General features: G+C 68.5%; 16 protein-coding genes and 1 tRNA gene. 12 read left to right on the forward strand and 5 right to left on the reverse strand.

Annotated features, from left to right (window positions below):
• The first annotated feature begins 5 nt into the window (after nucleotides 1-5).
• The 7 genes from RALTA_RS11340 to RALTA_RS11370 all read left to right on the forward strand — a co-directional run bounded on the left by RALTA_RS11340 (nucleotide 6) and on the right by RALTA_RS11370 (nucleotide 6,234).
• Entirely contained in the window at nucleotides 6-575 is a 570-nt protein-coding gene (locus tag RALTA_RS11340) for a GspH/FimT family pseudopilin (protein WP_012353572.1), read from the forward strand.
• 52 nt (nucleotides 576-627) lie between these two features.
• Complete coding sequence (gene ribD, locus RALTA_RS11345) at nucleotides 628-1,743, forward strand: bifunctional diaminohydroxyphosphoribosylaminopyrimidine deaminase/5-amino-6-(5-phosphoribosylamino)uracil reductase RibD (protein WP_012353573.1); 1,116 nt, start codon at nucleotides 628-630, stop codon at nucleotides 1,741-1,743.
• Between the two features lie 61 nt (nucleotides 1,744-1,804).
• A complete protein-coding gene (locus tag RALTA_RS11350) occupies nucleotides 1,805-2,428 on the forward strand; it encodes a riboflavin synthase (protein WP_012353574.1) in 624 nt (207 codons plus the stop codon).
• Nucleotides 2,429-2,708: 280 nt separating this feature from the next.
• Complete coding sequence (ribBA, locus tag RALTA_RS11355; protein WP_012353575.1) at nucleotides 2,709-3,818, forward strand: bifunctional 3,4-dihydroxy-2-butanone-4-phosphate synthase/GTP cyclohydrolase II; 1,110 nt, start codon at nucleotides 2,709-2,711, stop codon at nucleotides 3,816-3,818.
• A gap of 84 nt (nucleotides 3,819-3,902) precedes the next feature.
• Nucleotides 3,903-4,403, forward strand: coding sequence for a 6,7-dimethyl-8-ribityllumazine synthase (gene ribH, locus RALTA_RS11360; protein ID WP_012353576.1), 501 nt, complete (start codon nucleotides 3,903-3,905; stop codon nucleotides 4,401-4,403).
• The gene (gene nusB / locus RALTA_RS11365; protein WP_012353577.1) at nucleotides 4,396-4,914 is read left to right on the forward strand and encodes a transcription antitermination factor NusB; all 519 of its coding nucleotides are present in this window, start codon (nucleotides 4,396-4,398) and stop codon (nucleotides 4,912-4,914) included. Before ribH ends, nusB begins: the two co-directional genes overlap by 8 nt.
• 138 nt (nucleotides 4,915-5,052) lie before the next feature.
• Nucleotides 5,053-6,234 carry a pyridoxal phosphate-dependent aminotransferase gene (locus tag RALTA_RS11370; protein WP_012353578.1) on the forward strand — a complete coding sequence of 394 codons (1,182 nt, stop codon included), beginning with the start codon at nucleotides 5,053-5,055 and terminating at the stop codon, nucleotides 6,232-6,234.
• An 82-nt stretch (nucleotides 6,235-6,316) separates the two neighbouring features.
• Here the strand turns inward: RALTA_RS11370 and RALTA_RS11375 are convergent, their stop codons facing one another.
• The gene (locus RALTA_RS11375) at nucleotides 6,317-7,435 is read right to left on the reverse strand and encodes a lytic transglycosylase domain-containing protein (RefSeq protein WP_012353579.1); all 1,119 of its coding nucleotides are present in this window, start codon (nucleotides 7,433-7,435) and stop codon (nucleotides 6,317-6,319) included.
• A gap of 648 nt (nucleotides 7,436-8,083) precedes the next feature.
• Between RALTA_RS11375 and ubiD the strand changes: the two genes are divergently transcribed.
• The 3 genes from ubiD to RALTA_RS11390 all read left to right on the forward strand — a co-directional run bounded on the left by ubiD (nucleotide 8,084) and on the right by RALTA_RS11390 (nucleotide 12,692).
• Nucleotides 8,084-9,610, forward strand: coding sequence for a 4-hydroxy-3-polyprenylbenzoate decarboxylase (gene ubiD / locus RALTA_RS11380; protein WP_012353580.1), 1,527 nt, complete (start codon nucleotides 8,084-8,086; stop codon nucleotides 9,608-9,610).
• Nucleotides 9,611-9,742: 132 nt separating this feature from the next.
• Nucleotides 9,743-11,767, forward strand: a complete 2,025-nt coding sequence (locus RALTA_RS11385) for an acetoacetate--CoA ligase (RefSeq protein WP_012353581.1) — start codon at nucleotides 9,743-9,745, stop codon at nucleotides 11,765-11,767.
• Between the two features lie 22 nt (nucleotides 11,768-11,789).
• Nucleotides 11,790-12,692 (forward strand): aldose epimerase family protein, encoded by a 903-nt coding sequence (locus RALTA_RS11390; RefSeq protein WP_012353582.1) that lies wholly within the window; start codon nucleotides 11,790-11,792, stop codon nucleotides 12,690-12,692.
• 14 nt (nucleotides 12,693-12,706) lie between these two features.
• On the opposite strand, the gene RALTA_RS11395 is transcribed toward RALTA_RS11390, so the two are convergent.
• Nucleotides 12,707-13,084 (reverse strand): DUF5594 family protein, encoded by a 378-nt coding sequence (locus tag RALTA_RS11395; protein WP_012353583.1) that lies wholly within the window; start codon nucleotides 13,082-13,084, stop codon nucleotides 12,707-12,709.
• Nucleotides 13,085-13,516: 432 nt separating this feature from the next.
• Between RALTA_RS11395 and RALTA_RS11405 the strand changes: the two genes are divergently transcribed.
• Both RALTA_RS11405 and trmB read left to right on the forward strand, forming a co-directional pair.
• Nucleotides 13,517-13,591, forward strand: a tRNA-Gly gene (locus RALTA_RS11405).
• 66 nt (nucleotides 13,592-13,657) lie between these two features.
• A complete protein-coding gene (gene trmB, locus RALTA_RS11410; protein WP_012353585.1) occupies nucleotides 13,658-14,443 on the forward strand; it encodes a tRNA (guanosine(46)-N7)-methyltransferase TrmB in 786 nt (261 codons plus the stop codon).
• 70 nt (nucleotides 14,444-14,513) lie between these two features.
• Here the strand turns inward: trmB and RALTA_RS11415 are convergent, their stop codons facing one another.
• The 3 genes from RALTA_RS11415 to RALTA_RS11425 all read right to left on the reverse strand — a co-directional run bounded on the left by RALTA_RS11415 (nucleotide 14,514) and on the right by RALTA_RS11425 (nucleotide 16,381).
• Nucleotides 14,514-15,395: an undecaprenyl-diphosphate phosphatase gene (locus tag RALTA_RS11415; RefSeq protein WP_012353586.1), complete on the reverse strand. Its 882-nt coding sequence runs from the start codon at nucleotides 15,393-15,395 to the stop codon at nucleotides 14,514-14,516.
• Nucleotides 15,396-15,475: 80 nt separating this feature from the next.
• Nucleotides 15,476-16,036, reverse strand: a complete 561-nt coding sequence (locus RALTA_RS11420; RefSeq protein ID WP_012353587.1) for a DUF1439 domain-containing protein — start codon at nucleotides 16,034-16,036, stop codon at nucleotides 15,476-15,478.
• 60 nt (nucleotides 16,037-16,096) lie between these two features.
• The gene (locus RALTA_RS11425; protein ID WP_012353588.1) at nucleotides 16,097-16,381 is read right to left on the reverse strand and encodes a hypothetical protein; all 285 of its coding nucleotides are present in this window, start codon (nucleotides 16,379-16,381) and stop codon (nucleotides 16,097-16,099) included.
• Nucleotides 16,382-16,565: the final 184 nt, after the last annotated feature.

Consider the following 16,565-nt stretch of genomic DNA (forward strand, 5'->3'; position numbering starts at 1 on the left):
TGGACATGCCGTCGAATGCCGGCAGGCATCGCCGCCCGGATGGCGCGCCGCCGTATGGCCTGACGCTGGTCGAACTGGTCGTGGGCTTGGTCATGCTCGGCCTGTTCTCGGCAGCGGCCTACCCGGTGTTCAGCGGCATGCTCGCGCGCCAGCAGGTCATGCTGGCGGCCGACCGGCTGGCGATGTCGCTCGCGCTGGCGCGCGCCAGCGCGCTGTCACGCCGCATCGAGGTGACGCTGCAGCCGCTGCCGGGCGAAGCCACGCTGAGTCCCGGCTGGCAACTGGTAACGGCTGGCGCAGGCGCGGAGCGGCCGGAGGTGCTGTCGGTGGTCGAGCCGGGCATGCCGTGCCTGTCCGTGACGCTGCGGCAAGCCGCGCGGGGCGCCAATGTGCTGAAATTCCTGCCTGTGGGATACTCTCGATCTGAGCAGGGCGGTTTTCAGGCCGCCACCTTCACGCTTGGCTGCCGTGGCGCGCAGCGGCAAGTCAGGCTGGGCGCGCAGGGACGTATCCGACTCTGCACACCCGGCCGCGACGCTGACTGCGAAGCGACGGAGTCCTCCGAGCCGCCCTGACCCGGCCGCCCTGTCACCCCAATCGCAGCGCCAAGGCCCACCCGATCGCCGAATGTTTTCCGATACCGACCACGCCGCCATGCAACAGGCACTCGCGCTCGCCGCGCGGGGCATGTTCAACACCACGCCCAACCCTCGCGTCGGCTGCGTGCTCATCAAGGATGGCCAGGTGATCGGACAAGGCTTCACCCAGCCTGCCGGCCAGGACCATGCCGAAATCCAGGCGATGAAAGATGCGCTGTCGCGCGGGCTCGACCCGGCCGGCGCCACCGCCTATGTCACGCTGGAGCCGTGCAGCCATTTCGGCCGTACCCCGCCCTGCGCCGATGCGCTGGTGCGCGCCGGCGTGGCGCGCGTGGTGGCGGCGATGGAAGACCCCAATCCGTCGGTATCCGGGCGCGGCCTGCAGCGCCTGCGCGATGCCGGCATCGACGTGCGCTGCGGCCTGCTGGAAAAAGAGGCGCGCGACCTGAATATCGGCTTCGTCTCGCGCATGACGCGCGGGCTGCCGTGGGTGCGTGTCAAGGTGGCCGCGTCGATGGATGGCGGCACCGCGCTGCATGACGGCACCAGCCAGTGGATCACCGGCCAGGCCGCCCGCGACGACGGGCACGCCTGGCGCGCCCGCGCCTGCGCCATCCTGACCGGCATCGGCACCGTGCGCGACGACAATCCGGCGCTGACGGTGCGGGCCTTCGCCACGCCGCGCCAGCCGCAGCGGGTGCTGGTCGATTCGCGGCTCGAAGTGCCGCTCGACGCGCGCATCCTGACCCCGGACAGCGGCGAGTTCGCCAGGCCCGTGCTGGTGTTCTGCGCGGTCGAAGACCGGCAACGCCAGCGCGCGCTGGAAGCCCGCGGCGCCGAAGTCGTGGTGCTGCCCAACCCGCACGGCAAGGTCGAATTGCGCCGCATGCTGGAAGAACTCGGCCGCCGCGGCATCAACGAATTGCACGTCGAGGCGGGCTTCAAGCTCAACGGCTCGCTGGTGCGCGAGCATTGCGCCGATGAACTGCTGATCTACCTCGCGCCCAAGCTGCTCGGCGACGCCCAGGGCATGTTCAACCTGCCGCCGCTGGCGCGGCTGCAGGATGCCGAACAGTTCCGCTGGCATGAAGTCCGGCAGATCGGCGACGACCTGCGCCTGATCGCCCGGCGCAACGACGCGTAGCGCCACAGGCCGCGGCAACGCATCCCAAAGATTCCGAAAACCCCAAGCACAAGACTCCACCATGTTTACTGGCATCGTCGCGGCGGTCGGCCGCATTGAATCCGTTACCCCGCTCGGCGCCGCCGCCGACGCCGGCGTGCGCCTGCGCATCGCCGCGGGCGGGCTGGACCTGTCGGACGTCATCATCGGTGACAGCATCGCCATCCAGGGCGCCTGCATGACCGTGATCGCCATGGCGCCCGACGCGTTCGAGGTCGAGGTCTCGCGCGAATCGCTCGACAAGACCGTGGGGCTGGACCGTGCCGGCCGCGTCAACCTGGAAAAGGCGCTGCGCCTGGCCGACCGGCTGGGCGGCCACCTGGTGTCGGGGCATGTCGACGGCCTGGGCGAAGTGGTGCATTTCGCGCCGGTGGGCGAATCGCACGAGCTGCGCATCCGCGCGCCTCGCGAACTGGCGCGCTACCTGGCGTACAAGGGCTCGGTGGTGGTCAACGGCGTGTCGCTGACGGTCAACCGCGTCGCCGACGAAGCCGATGGCTGCGTGTTCTCGATCAACCTGATCCCGCACACCGTCGAAGTGACCACGCTGCAGGAGCTCAAGCCGGGCGCGCGCGTGAACCTCGAGATCGACCTGATCGCGCGGTACGTGGAACGGATGCTGTCGGCCGCGCAGGCCCCCGCATAAGCACGGCCACACCGGGCCAGCGCCAATACCCGTACCCCGCCCGCCCGGCCTCGGAAGGGCGGCACTTTCCGTGGCCCGCGCCTCCCGCGTGGGCTCCCTTGGCGTACAATACCCGGCTTGACTGGGCAACCTGCCGGGCGTATAGGGCCGGCCGGCCCGGCCCGACGCCCCGCCTCAGTCCGGCCGCTTTCACCGCGGCCATGGTTCCTGCCACAGCTATTCGCCGGTTTTTTCGCCCGATTTCGCCTGATTTCCGCCCCAACCTGCCGTTCTGCACGCCATGACAATCGCCCGTACCGAAGACATCATTGCCGACATTCGCGCCGGCCGCATGGTTATTCTTGTCGACGAGGAAGACCGCGAAAATGAGGGCGATCTGGTCCTGGCTGCCGATTTCGTCACACCGGAGGCGATCAACTTCATGGCCAAGCATGGCCGCGGCCTGATCTGCCTGACGCTGACCGCCGAGCGCTGCCGCCAGCTGAACCTGCATCCGATGGTGAGCCGAAACGGCACCCAGCACGGCACCAATTTCACCGTATCGATCGAGGCCGCCGAGGGCGTGACCACCGGCATTTCCGCCGCCGACCGCGCCCGCACCGTGCAGGCCGCCGTCGCCCGCGACGCCAAGCCGGCCGACCTGGTCCAGCCGGGCCATATCTTCCCGCTGACGGCGCAGCCAGGCGGCGTGCTGATCCGCGCCGGCCATACCGAGGCCGGCTGCGACCTGGGTGCGCTGGCCGGGCTGACGCCGGCGGCCGTGATCTGCGAGATCATGAAGGACGACGGCACCATGGCGCGCCTGCCGGACCTGATCGAGTTCGCGCGCGAGCATGATCTGAAGATCGGCACCATCGCCGACCTGATCCACTACCGCAGCCGCACCGAGAGCATTATCGAGCGCGTCGGCGAGCGCGCCATGCAAACCCCTTACGGCACCTTCCACAGCATCGCCTACCGCGACAAGCCGACCGGCCAGGCCCACCTGGCGCTGGTCAAGGGCAAGCCCACGCCGGAACAGGAAACGCTGGTGCGCGTGCACGAGCCGTTCTCGGTGCTGGACCTGCTGGAAGTGAAATGCACGACGCACTCGTGGAGCATCCCGGCGGCGATGCAGGCCATCGCCGAGGCCGACAACGGCGTGATCGTGCTGCTGAACTGCGGCGACACCGTCGAGCAGCTGTTCACGCAGTTCAGCGCGCTCGATGCGCCGCAGTCGCGGCCGCGCCGCAAGCCCGACCTGCGCACCTATGGCATGGGCGCGCAGATCCTGAAAGATGTCGGCGTCGGCAAGATGCGCGTGCTGGCCGCCAAGCAGCGCATGCCCAGCATGACCGGCTTCGACCTGGAAGTGACCGGCTACCAGCCGATGAGCGGCCAGGCCGACTGAGCCGGTCCCAGCACTGAGCCACCCCCGAATACCCGGGCCGCGGCCCTGCCGCCGCGGCCCTCCCGAAAACTGGAGAACTGAACAATGGATCACGGCTTCTACCCCAGCAACCTCGACGGTGAAGGCCTGCGCATCGGCATCGTCCAGGCGCGCTTCAACGAGCCGGTCTGCGCCGAACTGCTCGAGGCCTGCGTGGCCGAGCTGGAACAGCTCGGCGTCGAGGGCGAAGACACCCTGGTGGTGACTGTCCCCGGCGCGCTGGAAGTCCCGCTGGCGCTGCAGAAGATGTGCGAGAGCGGCCAGTTCGACGCGCTGGTGGCACTGGGCGCCGTGGTACGCGGCGAGACCTATCACTTCGAGCTGGTGTCGAACGAGTCGGGCGCCGGCATCACCCGCGTCGGCCTGGACTTCAACGTGCCGATCGCCAACGGCATCCTGACCGTCGACACCGACGAGCAGGCCCATGCCCGCACCCGCGAAAAGGGCCGCGACTGCGCGCGCGCCGCGGTGGAGATGGCCAACCTGGTGGCGGCGCTCGATTCGCTGCGCGGCCAGGAAGACGAAGACGAGGACGACGATGAGTGATACCTCGAACACGCCGGACCAAGACGCCGGCAAGGGCGCCGGCGGCAAGTCCGGCGCGGCCCGCACCGAAGCCAAGGCGCCGCCCAAGAGCGCGCGCCGCCGCTCGCGCGAGCTGGCCCTGCAGGGCCTGTACCAGTGGCTGCTGAACCGCAACGACATCGGCGCAATCCAGGCCCACCTGCACGACGCCCAGGGCTTCAACAAGGCCGACCGCGAGCACTTCGACGCGCTGCTCAACGGCGCAGTGCGCGAAGAGGCGCGCCTGACCGCCGCGTTCGAGCCGTTCCTGGACCGTTCCGTGGACGAGTTGTCGCCGGTCGAGCGCGCCGCCCTGCTGGTCGGCAGCTATGAACTGGTGCACTGCCTCGACATCCCGTACAAGGTCGTCATCAATGAAGCCGTCGAGCTGACCAAGACCTTCGGCGGCGTCGAGGGCTACAAGTACGTCAACGGCGTGCTGGACAAGCTTGCGGCCCAGGTGCGCGCCGCCGAAGTGGCTGCGCGCCGCTGAAGAAGCGCCTTCGCGGCTGCGCCGTGCCGTCGCGCTGGCCCTGGCGCCGGCGGCGATGAAGACGACACCCGCCGCGGCGGGTGTTTTCATTTCCCACCGACCCTTTTGCTGAACGGGCGCCTGCCCACCCGGAACACCATGGACTTGCAGCACCTGGCCACCGCCTCCCGACTCGCCAACATCGACGCCTTCCATGTGATGGAGCTGGCCAAGCAGGCCGCCGCGCTGGAGCGCGCCGGCCGCCATATCGTGCACATGGGCATCGGCGAGCCGGATTTCACCGCCGCCGAGCCGGTGGTGCGCGCCGCCGAAGCCGCCATGCGCCGCGGCGTCACGCAGTACACCGGCGCGCTCGGCATCCACCCGCTGCGCGAGGCCATCGCGGGCTATTACCAGACCGCCTACGGCCTGGATATCCCGGCCCGGCGCGTGATCGTCACCGCGGGCGCCTCGGGCGCGCTGCTGCTGGCGTGCGCGGTGCTGGTCGAGATCGGCGCCGAGGTGCTGATGCCCGACCCCAGCTACCCGTGCAACCGCCACTTCGTCGCCGCCTTCGACGGCGTCGCCCGAATGATCCCGAGCGGCCCGGCCGAGCGCTTCCAGCTGACCGCCGCGCAGGTCGAGGCCCACTGGGGCGAGCAGACCCGGGGCGTGCTGCTGGCCTCGCCGTCCAACCCCACCGGCACCTCGATCCTGCCCGACGAACTTGCCCGGATCCTGCAGGCGGTGCGCGCGCGCAACGGCTTTGCCATCCTGGACGAGATCTACCAGGGCCTGTCCTACGACGCTCCGCCGGTATCGGCGCTGAGCCTGGACCCGAACGTGGTCACGGTGAACAGCTTCTCGAAGTACTTCAATATGACCGGCTGGCGCCTGGGCTGGCTGGTGGTGCCCGAGGCGCTGGTCGAGGCCTTCGAGAAGGTCGCGCAGAACCTGTTCATCTGCGCGTCGGCGGTGGCGCAGTACGCCGCGCTGGCGTGCTTCACGCCCGAGGCGCTGGCCGTCTACGACGAGCGCAAGGCCGAATTTCGCCGCCGCCGCGACCTGATCGTGCCGGCGCTGGAGTCGCTGGGGCTGCGCGTGCCGGTGCGCCCCGACGGCGCCTTCTATGTGTATGCGGACTGCCGGGGCGTCAACCACCCGGCCGCGGGCGACGCCGACCGCCTGACGCAGGCGATGCTGCACGATGCGGGCGTGGTGATGGTGCCTGGGCAGGACTTCGGCCCGCATACGGCCCGCGACTACATCCGGATCTCGTACGCCACCTCGCGCGAGAATATCGAAGAGGCGATGGCGCGGCTGGACAAGCTGTTCCGCTGACCGTACCTGGCCGCTGCGGCGGCAGGCCAACAAAAAAGCACCCCGCGGGGTGCTTTTCTTCTGGGCGATGCCGGGGCCAGGCTCAGGCGTTGTGCGGCCCGTTGTTGGCTTCCAGCTTCTCGGTGGGCGCGTGCTCGACCGGCGCCTTGTCCTCGGCGGCCGGCTTGTCGGCGTTGGCGGGCGCGCTGCGCACGCCGATCAGCTGGCGCAGGCGGGCGCGCTCGGCCAGCACCTTGGCGCCGTAGCCGCCGTCGGTGGCCGTGGTGGCGCCGACGTAGTACTTCAGGCCGCCCTCGAGCGAGCCGGCGCGGGCGATGCAGTCCTTGAGCACCAGCGCGCCGATCTTGATGTTGGCGTACGGGTTCAGGGCCGCGGACACGCCGCCGACGGCTTCGTACTTGTCCTGGTGGACCTTGGTCATGACCTGCATCAGGCCCTGCGCACCCACGCCGCTTTCGGCGTACGGGTTGAAGCTGGACTCGATCGCGATCACGCCCAGGATCAGCAGCGGATCGATGCCGACCTCGCGCCCGGTCAGGTAGGCCGCCTTGACCAGCTGCGCGGTGGCCTGTGCCGCCACGCGGTACTTGCGGGCGATGTAGTCCGCCACGGCGGCCTGCTCGCGCGCGGTGCCGAGCGTGCCGCCAGTGCTGCGGGCGTCCGCGGCCACGCGCGTCACCGGGATCTGCGCGGCCAGATGTGCGACCGACGGCACCTTGGTATTGGCCGCCAGGCTCCATTCGTCGACGCCGGACACGGTCGGCAGGCCGAGCTTGCCGCCGCGGCCATTGCCGGCGCCATAGCCGAACTTGGCCGCCGCGACGTCCGCCGTGCTCGGCGGCACGCCGCTGGAGACGGCAGCGCCGTGGCCAGCGTCGGCGGCCGTGGCAGCGTGCGCAGGCGCTGCCGGCATCGCGGCGCTTACCAGCACCGCCGGCGCTTCGTCACCGGCCAGCAAGGCGGCCAGCGTGGTGCGCCATTCCTGGCTCACCGACAGCGACACGGCCGAAACCACCGCCACCACGCCCAGGCTGTTCAGGGCGTACTTCAGCGTCGTGCGGCCACCGCGCAACGCGCGGCCCGCGACCGGATGCGCGAGACGGACCTGCAATGCCCGACTCACTCCGGGTACCGGCTGTCGAAGGCGGACCTGCAGCGCCCGCCCGATGCCGGGAAGATGAAGGGTTTTCCAACCGCTCATGCTTACCTCCATCCGTTGCCCGCTTCGCCTGCCCTGACTGCGGCATGCGCCCGATCTCAACGTACTCAAGTAAGGATGCCGCGCCGTCCAGCAGTGACGACCAAGCACCTGTTGGCAGGGCGCTCCCCATGCGCCCAACTGGAAACAGGTCGCGCCCTGGGGGGGCACTACCTGCCACGACTTAACTCTCTACACTCCGGCAAGTCGCCGGAGGCGACCGGTCATCCCGCCATGCGCGGGCACTGACCATCGGTCTTGCTGGAGGGACTTTCTGGCACGTTGTTTTGATGTGCACCCCTTGACACAGGGGGAAAATCCATGTTGCGACGCAACACTCCGTGGAGCAGACCGGATTGTAGGAACGGTGTTATACCCCGTCAAGAATAACGAATCGACAATTAACTACTTTCAGTTATTTGTAACAAGGGGGTTTTCGTCGGTCCGGCATCACTCGGACACCCGCAAACGCAGGCGTGGCCTTGGCTCGCCGCGTTACGGCCCGCCCCGGGGCGGGCAAAAAACTTACAATTTCCGCGGTACCGGCTGGACGATTTTTTTGCCGCCGCCCCGAGGAATGTGTATCGTCACCGACCTGACTGCCGCCTCCCTGGATCCGGTGCGGGATCCCGCACCACAACAGAATTCACCATGCAATACAAAGACTTGCGCGATTTCATCGGCCAGCTCGAAGGGCTCGGCGAGCTGCGGCGCATCGCCCGCCCGGTGTCGCCCAACCTGGAAATGACCGAAATCTGCGACCGCCTGCTGCGCGCCGGCGGCCCCGCGGTCGTCTTCGAGCAACCGGCGGGCGCTCCCCATGGCGACATCTATAGCGTGCCGGTGCTGGCCAATCTGTTCGGCACGACACGCAGAGTCGCATTTGGCATGGGCGCCGAATCGATGGAAGACCTGCGCGACATCGGCCGGGTGCTGTCGGCGCTGAAGGAGCCCGAGCCGCCGCGCGGTCTGCGCGAGGCCGGCAAGCTGTTCACGCTGGCCAAGTCGGTGTGGGACATGGCGCCCAAGCGTGTTAGCGGCCCGGCCTGCCAGGAAGTGGTGTGGGAAGGCAACGACGTCGACCTGGCGCGCCTGCCGATCCAGACCTGCTGGCCGGGCGACGCCGCCCCGCTGATCACCTGGGGCCTGGTGGTGACCAAGGGCCCGCACAAGAAGCGCCAGAACCTGGGCATCTACCGCCAGCAGGTGATCGGCCGCAACCAGGTCATCATGCGCTGGCTGGCGCACCGCGGCGGCGCGCTCGACTTTCGCGAGCATGCGCTGGCCAACCCCGGCAAGCCCTTCCCGATCGCGGTGGCGCTGGGCGCCGACCCGGCCACCATCCTGGGCGCGGTGACACCGGTGCCGGATACGCTGTCCGAATACCAGTTCGCCGGCCTGCTGCGCGGCAGCCGCACCGCGCTGGCGGGCTGCCTGACGCCTACGCTGTCCGAACTGAGCGTGCCGGCGTCGGCCGAGATCGTGCTGGAAGGCCATATCCAGCCCGATCCCAACCACCCGTCCGGCTACCAGCACGCGCTGGAAGGCCCGTTCGGCGACCACACCGGCTATTACAACGAGCAGGACTGGTTCCCGGTCTTCACCATCGACCGCATCACCATGCGGCGCGACCCGATCTACCACTCCACCTACACCGGCAAGCCGCCTGACGAGCCGGCGGTGCTGGGCGTGGCGCTGAACGAGGTGTTCGTGCCGCTGCTGCAGAAGCAGTTCCCGGAGATCACCGACTTCTACCTGCCGCCCGAGGGCTGCAGCTACCGCATGGCGCTGGTGCGCATGAAGAAGCAGTACGCCGGCCATGCCAAGCGCGTGATGTTCGGCGTGTGGAGCTTCCTGCGGCAATTCATGTATACGAAGTTCATCGTGGTGGTCGACGACGATGTCGACGTGCGCGACTGGAAGGAAGTGATCTGGGCCATCACCACCCGCGTCGACCCCAGTCGCGACACGGTGCTGGTCGACAACACCCCGATCGACTACCTGGACTTCGCCTCGCCGGTGTCGGGTCTGGGCTCCAAGATGGGCATCGACGCCACCGACAAGTGGCCCGGCGAGACCACGCGCGAATGGGGCACCTCGATCGCCATGGACGCCGCGGTCAAGGCGAAGGTCGATACCCTGTGGGAAACGCTGTTCGAACGTCCCGCCGGTCGCTGATGGCAGCCGGCACGCGCCGGCTGCGATCCGCCGTTATCATGTCACGCTGATGCCGGGCGCCCGCGCGAGGCGCCCGCCACCCACCACATCGCACCATCCGATGCCCGCGGCAGACGGGCCGAAGGAGGAGACATGACCACCGCCGCCCCGCTCGCCGAAGGCAACCTGATGTGGACGCCGTCGCAGGCGTTCCGCGACCGCAGCCAGATTGCGCAGTTCATGCGCTGGCTGCGCACCGAACGCGGCCTGGCCTTCGACGACTACGACAGCCTGTGGCACTGGTCCGTCACCGAGCTCGAAGCCTTCTGGGACGCCGTGCGCGCCTACTTCGACGTGCGCTTCGACACCCCGGCCACCCAAGTGCTGGACCGCCACACCATGCCGGGCGCGCGCTGGTTCGACGGCGCCACGCTGAACTACGTGCAGCAGGTGTTCCGCCATGCCGGCAGCGGCAGCGCCCGCCAGCGCACCGCCATCCGCCATGCCGGCGAGGCGCAGCCGCTGGCCGACATCAGCTGGCAGGCGCTCGAGGCCCAGGTCGCGTCGCTCGCGCATGCGCTGCGCCGGATGGGCGTGCAGCGCGGCGACCGCGTCGCCGGCTACCTGCCCAATATTCCCGCCACGGTGGTTGCCTTCCTGGCCACCGCCAGCCTGGGCGCGGTCTGGTCCGGCTGCGCGCCGGACATGGGCCAGGTGGCGGTGGCCGACCGCTTCCGCCAGGTCGCGCCCAAGGTGCTGATCGCCGTGGACGGCTACCGCTATGGCGGCAAGGTCTATGACCGCGGCCCCGTGCTCGCCGAGCTGGTCGCCGCCCTGCCCTCGCTCACCGACCTGGTGCTGGTGCCGCAGGCGGGCGCCGGCGCCGCGGCGCCGGCCGGCGTGCGCGTCCACGCCTGGCAGGACGTGCTGGCGCATGACGTGCCGCTGGCCATCGAACCCGTGCCGTTCGACCATCCGCTGTGGATCGTCTATTCGTCCGGCACCACCGGCATGCCCAAGCCGATCGTGCACGGCCACGGCGGCATCGTCATCGAGCAGCTCAAGCTGATGGCGTTCCACAACAACCTGGGCCCGGACGACGTGTTCCACTGGTACAGCAGCAGCGGCTGGATCATGTGGAACGCGCAGGTGGCGGGGCTGCTGCTCGGCACCACCATCGCGCTCTACGACGGCAACCCGGCCTGGCCCGACGCGGGCGTGCTGTGGCGCTTCGTCGACGATGCCGGCGTAACGATGTTCGGCGCCGGCGCGGCGTTCTTCACCAATTGCATGAAGGCCGGCATCGAGCCGGCGCGCATTGCCGACGTGTCGCGCCTGCGCGGGCTTGGATCGACCGGCTCGCCGTTGCCGGTCGAGGCCTACGACTGGATCTATCGCCATGTGCGCGAAGACATCTGGCTGGTGCCGATGTCGGGCGGCACCGACTTTGCCGGCTCGTTCGTCGCCGGCTGCCCGCTGCTGCCGGTCTATTCCGGCGAGATGCAGTGCCGCTGCCTGGGCGCGAAGGTGGAAGCCTTCGACGACCAGGGCCAGCCGCTGGTCGACGCGGTCGGCGAACTGGTCTGCACCGAGCCGATGCCGTCGATGCCGCTCTACCTGTGGGGCGATACCGACGGCAAGCGCTACCGCGACAGCTATTTCGACACCTACCCCGGCGTCTGGCGGCATGGCGACTGGATCAAGATCACCCGGCGCGGCGGCGCGGTGATCTATGGCCGCTCCGACGCCACCATCAACCGCCACGGCATCCGCATGGGCACCAGCGAGCTGTACCGCGTGGTGGAAGACCTGCCGGAAGTGCTCGACAGCATGGTGGTCGACCTCGAATACCTCGGCCGCGAATCGTATATGCCGCTGTTCGTGGTGCTGCGCGAAGGCATGGTGCTGGACGAAGCGCTGCGCGACACCCTGCGCGCACGCATCCGCAGCGCGCTGTCGTCGCGCCATGTGCCCAACGAGATCGTGCAGGCGCCCGGCGTGCCGCGCACGCTGTCGGGCAAGAAGATGGAGGTGCCGATCAAGAAGCTGCTGCTGGGCCATGCGCCGCAAAGCATCGCCAACCGCGACGCCATGGCCAACCCCGACACGCTCGACTGGTACTTCGACTACGCCGCGCGCTTCCTGCAAGCGCGCCAGGCCGAGTCGGCCGCGACCTGAGCGCCACCACATCGTCCAGGCCATGCACAACCTGCCAACCGAAGACTTCCAGGGCCAGCCGCTGGTGCGGATCGGCCAGGCCGATTCCTGGCTGCTGCTGGCACCGCAATACGGCGCGCGGCTGGTCCGCTGGGTCCACCGCGGGCAAGACCTGCTGTACTGGCCCGACGCCGCCGACTGGAGCCGCCCGGCCAAGATCCGGGGCGGCAATCCGCTGCTGTTCCCGTTTATCGGCCGGCATTTTGTCGAGGGCAACCCGGGGCAGTGGCGGGACGGACAAGGAACGGTACACGCCCTGTCGCAACATGGCTTTGCGCGCGACCTGCCCTTCGACGTCAGCGCCATCGACCCGCTGGCTACCATCACGATGACGCTGCGCGACAGCGAGGCAACGCGCGCCGGCTATCCGTTCGCCTTCGTGTTCGACGTGGTCTATACCTTGCTGCCCGACGGCCTGGAAGTTTCGCTGCGCACCAGCAACCCCGGCACGCAGCGCCTGCCGTGTTATCCCGGCCATCACTTCTATTTCGCCCTGCCCCACGCGCAGCGCAGTGCGGCGTCGCTGACGCTGCCCGACACCGAGCGCAGGCGCCAGCTACCGGATGGCAGCCCCGGACCGGCAGAGCCCGGCGAGTCTACCTACCAGCTTGACGATCCCCGGCTGCAGGACACCTTCCACGTTTTCCACGGCAGCCCCTCGGCGCAACTGGCCATGCCCGGCCGCCACATCCGGTTCGAACTCGACCTGCCGGGCAGTGCGCCGTGGCATGCGGTGACCACGTGGTCCGAGACCGAAACCTCGGACTTCTATTGCGTGGAACCGTGGGTGGGGCTGCCGGATGCCATCCACCACGGTCAGGGATTGCGCTGGATCGAGCCAGGGCAATCGGAAAGCGCGGTGTGCCGGCTGCGCGTAACTGGCTGATTTCCGCCAGCCCCTCAGTGCTCGAAATCGAGCCCGCCGATCAGGATCCGCGGGTCGGCCTGCGACAGCGAACGGAAATCGATGCCGCGCGGCTCCTGCCACGCCCGCAGCTTGGACGGCAGCGCCGCCAGGTAGCCGGCAAAGCGCGCCTCGCCGCCCGCGGCGAACAGCCGCTGCACCTCCAGCCCGTCCCAGGCCAGCGTGATATCGAGCGGATAAGGATGGCGCCGCAGCTCCGTCGGCCCGTCCGCGGTCACGCGCAAGCGCGGCGGCTGACCTGCGGCATCGGCAGGCAGCGGCTGGAGCTGCACGCGCCGGTGTTGCTGCCCGATCGCGTCGACGATGCGCGGCAGGCATTCGGCCTCAAAGCGGGCGAAGTAGTCGGTGGTCAAGGTGGGGTGTCCTGACGTTGCGGGAGAGGCGCCGGCGCTTGCGGCAGTGTGCGCCGGCGTGCCAGCCACTATACGCCGCGCGTCGCCTGCCGCGGTAGACCCGCAGGCAGCCAGGCCAAACCCGGCCTATGATTCCCAGTTATGCAGCCCTACAGGAATCTCAGCGGCGAATCGGGTGTGGTCGCCTACGAACTTGGTCCGGAGCACATCCGGATCCGCTTCGACAACGGCAACGTCTACACCTATGACTACCGCAGGCCCGGCCGCCGCCATGTCGAACAGATGAAGCGCCTCGCCACGGCGGGACGCGGCCTGTGCAGCTATATCAGCAGGAGGTCGGCAAGGACTTCGCCTACAAGGCCTGAGCGCCGAATGCGCCCCATCGGCCACTCGCTTGCGCTCCCCCGGGATCCCGCATAGAATCGCGGGTTCGCGGGCGTCGTATAATGGCTATTACCTTAGCTTCCCAAGCTAAAGACGTGGGTTCGATTCCCATCGCCCGCTCCACTTCCAGTCGAGACAAGCCGCCTTTGCCACCGTTACGGTGATCCGCCCGGCGGCTTTTTTGTTGCCATGCTTCCCCAAGATCCCAGCACCGGACCGGCCGCCGATGACGCGCCGGCAGACAGCGCCGCCGCGCCAGCGCCCGCCCCCTCTCCTGCCGATCCTGAAGGCGTTGCGCACCCGCGCCGCATCCGTTCGTTCGTGCGCCGCGCGGGCCGGACGTCGACCGGGCAGCAGCGCGCCATCGATGAGGTCGGGCCGCGCATGATGGTGCCGTACGCGCCGCAGCCGCTGGACTGGGAGGCGACCTTCGGCCGGCAGGCGCCGTCGATCCTGGAGATCGGCTTCGGCATGGGCGAGACCACCGCGCATATCGCCGGACTGCGGCCGCAGGACAACTTCCTGGGCTGCGAGGTGCATGAGCCGGGCGTGGGCGCGCTGCTCAAGCTGATCGACGAGCGCGGCTTGTCCAATGTGCGGATCCTGCAGCACGACGCGGTGGAAGTGATCGCGCATATGCTGACCGACAACAGCCTCGACGGCGTGCATATCTACTTTCCGGATCCGTGGCACAAGAAGCGCCACAACAAGCGTCGGCTGGTGCAGGCGCCGCTGGTGAAGCTGCTGGCCGCGCGCCTGAAGCCGGGCGGCTACATCCATTGCGCGACCGACTGGGAAGAGTACGCGCACCAGATGGTGGAAGTGCTGTCGGCCGAGCCGCTGCTGGAGAACACCTCGGCGGCGCCGGACGGTTTTGCCGAGCGGCCGGATTACCGCCCCGTGACCAAGTTCGAGCGGCGCGGCGTGCGGCTCGGGCATGGCGTGTGGGACGTGGTGTTCCGCAAGCGCGCCTGAGCGCGGCAAACGCACAAACAAAAAGCGTGGCATCTGCCACGCTTTTTTGTTGCCTGCTGCACCGCGCTGCTCAGGCGTGCCAGGACACGAGCCCGGTGTAAGCGGTCAGCAACACCACGATGCCGAAGGCGATGCGGTACCACGCGAACGGCTTGAAGTCGTGCGTGGCGACGAAACGCAGCAGCCAGCGCACGCACAGGAAGGCGGACAGGAAGGCAAAGACGAAGCCGACCGCGAAGATGCCGAGGTCATCGGCATTCAGCAGCGCGCGCGCCTTGTACAGTTCGTAGACCGTGGCGCCGAAGATCACCGGGATCGCCAGGAAGAACGAGAACTCGGTGGCCACCTGCCGCGACAGCCCGAACAGCATGCCGCCGATAATGGTGGCGCCGGAGCGCGAGGTGCCCGGCACCAGCGCGAAGCACTGCGCCAGCCCGACCTTGAGCGCATCACGCCAGTTCAGGTCGTCGACCGACTCGATGCGCGGGGCGCCGGCCTTGGCGGCTTCCAGCAATGCATTGCCCTGCGGATGCGAGACCGTGCCGCGGCGCGCATCGCGCCATTCGGCCAGCAGGATCACCACGCCGCCGACGATAAAGGCCAGCGCCACCGAGATCGGGTTGAACAGGTGGGCCTTGATCCATTTGCCGAAGATAAAGGCCAGCACGATCGCGGGCACCGACGCGATCACCACGTTGGCGGCAAAGCGCTGCGACAACGGGTCGTCGCGCAGCCCACGCACCACCTTGCCGATGCGCGCGCGGAATTCCCAGCACACCGCCAGGATGGCGCCGAACTGGATCACGATCTCGAAGATCTTGCCCTTCTCGTCGTTGAAGTCGAGCAGCTGGCCGGCCAGGATCAGGTGGCCCGTGCTGGAAATGGGAAGAAACTCGGTCAGGCCTTCGACGATGCCGAGGATCACGGCCTTCAGGGCAAGTGCGATTTCCATGCGGAACGAAAGAGACGTAGTCACGGGCGTTGTCCGGCATGCGCGCCGGACCGCCTGTATTGTTGTTCGATGCACCCCGTTCAGGGGCGGTTGATCTTGACGTTGATGCCGTCAGGCAAAACGGTGATTGTACCGGGCTCGACGTGCGTGCCGGCAATGCGCAGCTGGTCTTCGCGGAAGGTATAGAGCGGATAGCCCTGCAACAGCTGCTCGGCCAGGATGCCGCCCAGCGCATTGAGCTGGCGCGAGAACTGCGCGGGCATGCCCTGCACGTCGAAGCGCTTCACCTCCGGATCCTGCAGCACCACCGAGCGGGTGGGCTCGTCGTAGCGCAGCCCGCTGTCCAGCGCGAAGCGGCCGCTCAGGGCCTGGCTGAAGAACAGCTTGTTGTCGATGGTGGCGTCGAACTGCACGTTGACGCGGTTGCGCACGGAGTCCAGCGTCAGCTGCGGGTTGGTCAGCTGGATGTCGAACAGCTCCATGTAGCGCTTGTTGAACGGGAACTTGCGCTCCAGCGCCGCCTGCAACTGGCTTTGCGAGAACGTGTACTCGCTGCGGAAGGCGCCGCAGGCGGCCAGCCCCAAGGCCAGCGTGGCCGCGGCGGCAGCGGCGAGCCAGCGCCGTCGGGAAGTCCGGATCATATTGCCTCCGATTGCGGGATATCAGGAATGGGTGCCAGGCGTCATGCCGCGCCGGGCCGCTCAGGCATGCGCTTGGGGCGCGGTCAGGACCTCGAGCCGGGCCAGCCATTGCAGCGCCGCTTCACGCGAATCGCCGCACATCTCGGCCGACGGCTTCAGGCCACCGCAAAACGCAGGCCGGTCCGGGCTGCCGAACACCGCGCAGCGCATGTCCGGCAGCAACTGCGCGCACGGCACGCCCGCCGGCTTGCCGCCCGGCATGCCAGGCAGCGGCGACGCGATCGACGGCGCGATACAGCAGGCGCCGCAACCCGCACGGCAGGAAAGGTCTGACCGGCAACTCATGACGATGGTTCGGTAGCGGCAGCCGCTGAGGCTGCCAAGTCAAAGGCGACATTGTGCCCGAAGGGCGGCGGGCCTCCTGTAAGAAAAGGAAAACGCCGTAAGCCCGGGAATGTCAGCCTGTCGTTCCCGCGTAGGCGGGAACCCAGCGACTTCAAAAGACGCTGGATTCCGCCTGCGCGGGAAT

The organism is Cupriavidus taiwanensis LMG 19424, assembly GCF_000069785.1.
Classification (GTDB): Bacteria; Pseudomonadota; Gammaproteobacteria; order Burkholderiales; family Burkholderiaceae; genus Cupriavidus; species Cupriavidus taiwanensis.

Coding starts and splice junctions, on each gene's coding strand:
- ribH (WP_012353576.1), top strand. CDS start 3,903: ATGGATCACGGCTTCTACCCCAGCAACCTCGACGGTGAAGGCCTGCGC.
- RALTA_RS11375 (WP_012353579.1), bottom strand. CDS start 7,435: ATGAGCGGTTGGAAAACCCTTCATCTTCCCGGCATCGGGCGGGCGCTG.
- RALTA_RS11340 (WP_012353572.1), top strand. CDS start 6: ATGCCGTCGAATGCCGGCAGGCATCGCCGCCCGGATGGCGCGCCGCCG.
- ubiD (WP_012353580.1), top strand. CDS start 8,084: ATGCAATACAAAGACTTGCGCGATTTCATCGGCCAGCTCGAAGGGCTC.
- ribD (WP_012353573.1), top strand. CDS start 628: ATGTTTTCCGATACCGACCACGCCGCCATGCAACAGGCACTCGCGCTC.
- RALTA_RS11385 (WP_012353581.1), top strand. CDS start 9,743: ATGACCACCGCCGCCCCGCTCGCCGAAGGCAACCTGATGTGGACGCCG.
- trmB (WP_012353585.1), top strand. CDS start 13,658: ATGCTTCCCCAAGATCCCAGCACCGGACCGGCCGCCGATGACGCGCCG.
- RALTA_RS11370 (WP_012353578.1), top strand. CDS start 5,053: ATGGACTTGCAGCACCTGGCCACCGCCTCCCGACTCGCCAACATCGAC.
- RALTA_RS11415 (WP_012353586.1), bottom strand. CDS start 15,395: ATGGAAATCGCACTTGCCCTGAAGGCCGTGATCCTCGGCATCGTCGAA.
- ribBA (WP_012353575.1), top strand. CDS start 2,709: ATGACAATCGCCCGTACCGAAGACATCATTGCCGACATTCGCGCCGGC.
- nusB (WP_012353577.1), top strand. CDS start 4,396: ATGAGTGATACCTCGAACACGCCGGACCAAGACGCCGGCAAGGGCGCC.
- RALTA_RS11350 (WP_012353574.1), top strand. CDS start 1,805: ATGTTTACTGGCATCGTCGCGGCGGTCGGCCGCATTGAATCCGTTACC.
- RALTA_RS11390 (WP_012353582.1), top strand. CDS start 11,790: ATGCACAACCTGCCAACCGAAGACTTCCAGGGCCAGCCGCTGGTGCGG.
- RALTA_RS11425 (WP_012353588.1), bottom strand. CDS start 16,381: ATGAGTTGCCGGTCAGACCTTTCCTGCCGTGCGGGTTGCGGCGCCTGC.
- RALTA_RS11420 (WP_012353587.1), bottom strand. CDS start 16,036: ATGATCCGGACTTCCCGACGGCGCTGGCTCGCCGCTGCCGCCGCGGCC.